Here is a 3007-nt window from a genome sequence, read left to right on the forward strand (position 1 = left end):
CTAAAAATAAAGTAATATAAAAAATATATTAAATATGGAGGTATAAATAAATGAATCGTTATATAAAAACTGCAATTTATTATGCTATACTTGGACTTGCAACAGGTGTCTTTTATAGAGAATTCACTAAATTTAATGGAGTAGATGGAGAAACATCTTTAGCTTTTATACATGTTCATACATTGATTTTAGGTATGATATTTTTTCTAATTCTTTCGTTATTTGAAGATAAATTTCATATAAGTACTTTTAAAAGTTTTAAGGTTTTTAATATTTTTTATAATGCTGGACTTATGACAACTATAGGAATATTTTTAGTAAGGGGTATTACAGAAGTGTTAGAATCAAACATTAGTAGAGGTCTAGATAAAGCTTTAAGTGGAATAGCTGGGCTTGGACATATTTCTCTATCAATTGGACTTATAACAATGCTTTTAATTTTAAATAAAGCATCTAAAAAATTGAATAATCAAACACAAAAAATATAATTGCATTTTAGCTCATAGGGTAGAGAAAAACTATACAACCATTAATATTACTAGGATAGAGCAAAGTTTTTGATCTATCCTTTTCTATTTTTCTTATTTAATTTTTATAACTTATTATATAATCATAATATGTAAAAGTTAAAAAATTACTAATTAAATAAATTTATCATTTTCTTTTCTCTTTGACTCATTACTATTATCTCATTAACTATAAGTTTATATGCTAAATCTATCCTTTTATTTATTTCTATAATTACTTCATGAAAAAACTCTAGACTTGTTCATATATCATTTAATGCTCCTGATACTGCCATATAAGGAGTATTATCTTTTTTAACACTATTTCTATCACTTATCAAAGTTGAATAATTCAACAAGTACAAGCATATATTTTTAAAAGGAAAAGTAGCTATACAAATAACTTAACATAAAAATTAATATTAACTATTTAATTAAGTGTGTTAATACACCAAAAAGAAAGGGGTCTTAATGTGAAAAAAATTATTAATAATCCAGAAAATGTTGTAAATGAAATGCTAGAAGGAATATTAAAGGCTCACCCTAAGTATGTAAGAAGAATTGAAGGTACAGATGTTTTAGTTAGAAAAACATCACCAATAAAAGGTAAAGTAGCTTTAGTTAGTGGAGGAGGTAGTGGGCATGAACCTTCACATGCTGGATTCGTAGGAAAAGGAATGTTAAATGCAGCAGTATCAGGAGAAGTATTTACTTCACCAACCCCAGACCAGGTTTTTGAAGCTATTAAAGCAGTAGATGGAGGAAAAGGTGTTCTATTAATAGTCAAAAATTATACAGGAGATATAATGAACTTTGAAATGGCTGAAGAAATGGCTGAACTTGAAGATATTAAAGTAAAACATGTGGTAGTTAATGATGATGTTGCTGTTGAAGACAGCACATATACATCAGGTAGACGTGGAATAGCTGGAACCATTTTAGTTCATAAAATAGCAGGAGCTGCTGCTGAAAAAGGTATGAGCTTAGAAGATGTTCAAAGAATTGCTCAAAAAGTCATTAAAAATATTAGATCTATGGGTATGTCATTATCTTCTTGTATTGTCCCTGCTGCAGGAAAGCCAAGTTTTATATTAGAAGAAGATGAAATGGAAGTAGGGTTAGGTATTCATGGGGAGCCTGGAACTCATAGAGAAAAGATTAAAGAAGCTGATGAAATTACTAAAGAATTATTAGATAAAATACTAGAAGATATTAAAATAGAAGAAGATGATGAAGTAACAATATTAGTAAATGGCTTAGGTGCAACTCCTCTTATGGAACTTTATATAATGAATAGACACCTTCATAAATTATTAAATGATAAAAATATTAATATATATAACACAATAGTTGGTAATTTTATGACTTCATTAGAAATGGCAGGAGCTTCTATCACTATATTAAAACTTGACGATGAATTAAAACAATTACTTGATTCAAATGCTGATACACCTGCCTTTAAAAATATTTGATTATACAGAGGAGAATAATTATGATATCAAATACTTTACTTATAAAAATATTAAATAATATAGCTATTACTATAAAAGAAAATAAAGAATATTTAACTCATCTAGACTCAGTTATAGGGGATTCTGATCATGGATTTAATATGAACAAAGGCTTTAACGAAGTAAAACAAAAATTAGAATCTCTACAAAATAAAGATTGTGGAACTATACTTAAAAATATTGCTATGACACTTATTTCAAAAGTAGGTGGAGCTTCAGGTCCTCTTTATGGAACTGCTTTTTTAAAAGCATCAGTAGTTGTAAAAGATAAATATGAGATTAGTGAAGAAGATTCTATAAAAATGTTTGATGAAGCAATTAAAGGAATTATATCAAGAGGTAAAGCTAAACAAGGAGATAAAACAATGTTAGATGCTCTTACCCCAGCATATCAAATTTATAAAGACTCAATAAATAAAGGAGATAGTATTGAAATAGCTATTTTACAAGCTCAAAAAGCAGCATACGAAGGAGTAGAATATACAAAGACAATAAAAGCTACAAAAGGAAGAGCTAGCTATCTAGGGGATAGAAGTATTGGTCATCAAGACCCTGGAGCTACTTCTAGCTATTTGATATTAAAATCTATATCAAATACTTTAAATAACATAAATAAATAAATTTAAATATTTTAAAGTTAGGTGATAAAATGATAGGTATTGTAATAGTATCTCATAGTCAGAAAATAGCAGATGGTGTTATAGAGCTAATTAGTCAAATGGCACAATCAAGTATAAATATAATACCAGCTGCAGGAACAGATGATAATAGAATTGGAACTGATGTTATAAAGATTAAAAATGCTATAATTAAAGCAGATTCGGGTGATGGTGTGGTAGTTCTAGCTGATATAGGAAGTTCTGTCATGAGTACAGAAATAGCTTTTGAAATGTTAGATAATGAACTTAGACAAAGAGTTTTTATTGCTGATGCTCCTCTCGTTGAAGGTGCTATAGGTGCCGTTGTACAAGTATCTATTGGCGGTGATTT

At 28.2% G+C, this 3007-nt stretch carries 4 protein-coding genes; all 4 read left to right on the top strand.

The genetic code is table 11. From position 1 onward, the window contains the following. Positions 1-50: 50 nt before the first annotated feature. On the top strand, positions 51-488 hold the full coding sequence (locus E0D94_RS14285) for a DUF2871 domain-containing protein (protein ID WP_130808203.1): 438 nt from the start codon (positions 51-53) through the stop codon (positions 486-488). A gap of 491 nt (positions 489-979) precedes the next feature. Continuing rightward, positions 980-1978: a dihydroxyacetone kinase subunit DhaK gene (gene dhaK, locus E0D94_RS14290; RefSeq protein WP_130808204.1), complete on the top strand. Its 999-nt coding sequence runs from the start codon at positions 980-982 to the stop codon at positions 1976-1978. 20 nt (positions 1979-1998) lie between these two features. Beyond that, positions 1999-2637, top strand: coding sequence for a dihydroxyacetone kinase subunit DhaL (dhaL, locus tag E0D94_RS14295; protein ID WP_207289813.1), 639 nt, complete (start codon positions 1999-2001; stop codon positions 2635-2637). A gap of 29 nt (positions 2638-2666) precedes the next feature. Beyond that, on the top strand, positions 2667-3007 hold a 341-nt coding region (gene dhaM, locus E0D94_RS14300), incomplete at its 3' end, for a dihydroxyacetone kinase phosphoryl donor subunit DhaM (protein ID WP_130808262.1).

This window comes from Senegalia massiliensis (genome assembly GCF_900626135.1).
Lineage (GTDB): Bacteria > Bacillota > Clostridia > Tissierellales > SIT17 > Anaeromonas > Anaeromonas massiliensis.

Bases quoted from the DNA above. Each gene is read 5' to 3' on its own strand.
- E0D94_RS14285 (WP_130808203.1), top strand. From the start codon at position 51: ATGAATCGTTATATAAAAACTGCAATTTATTATGCTATACTTGGACTT.
- dhaL (WP_207289813.1), top strand. From the start codon at position 1,999: ATGATATCAAATACTTTACTTATAAAAATATTAAATAATATAGCTATT.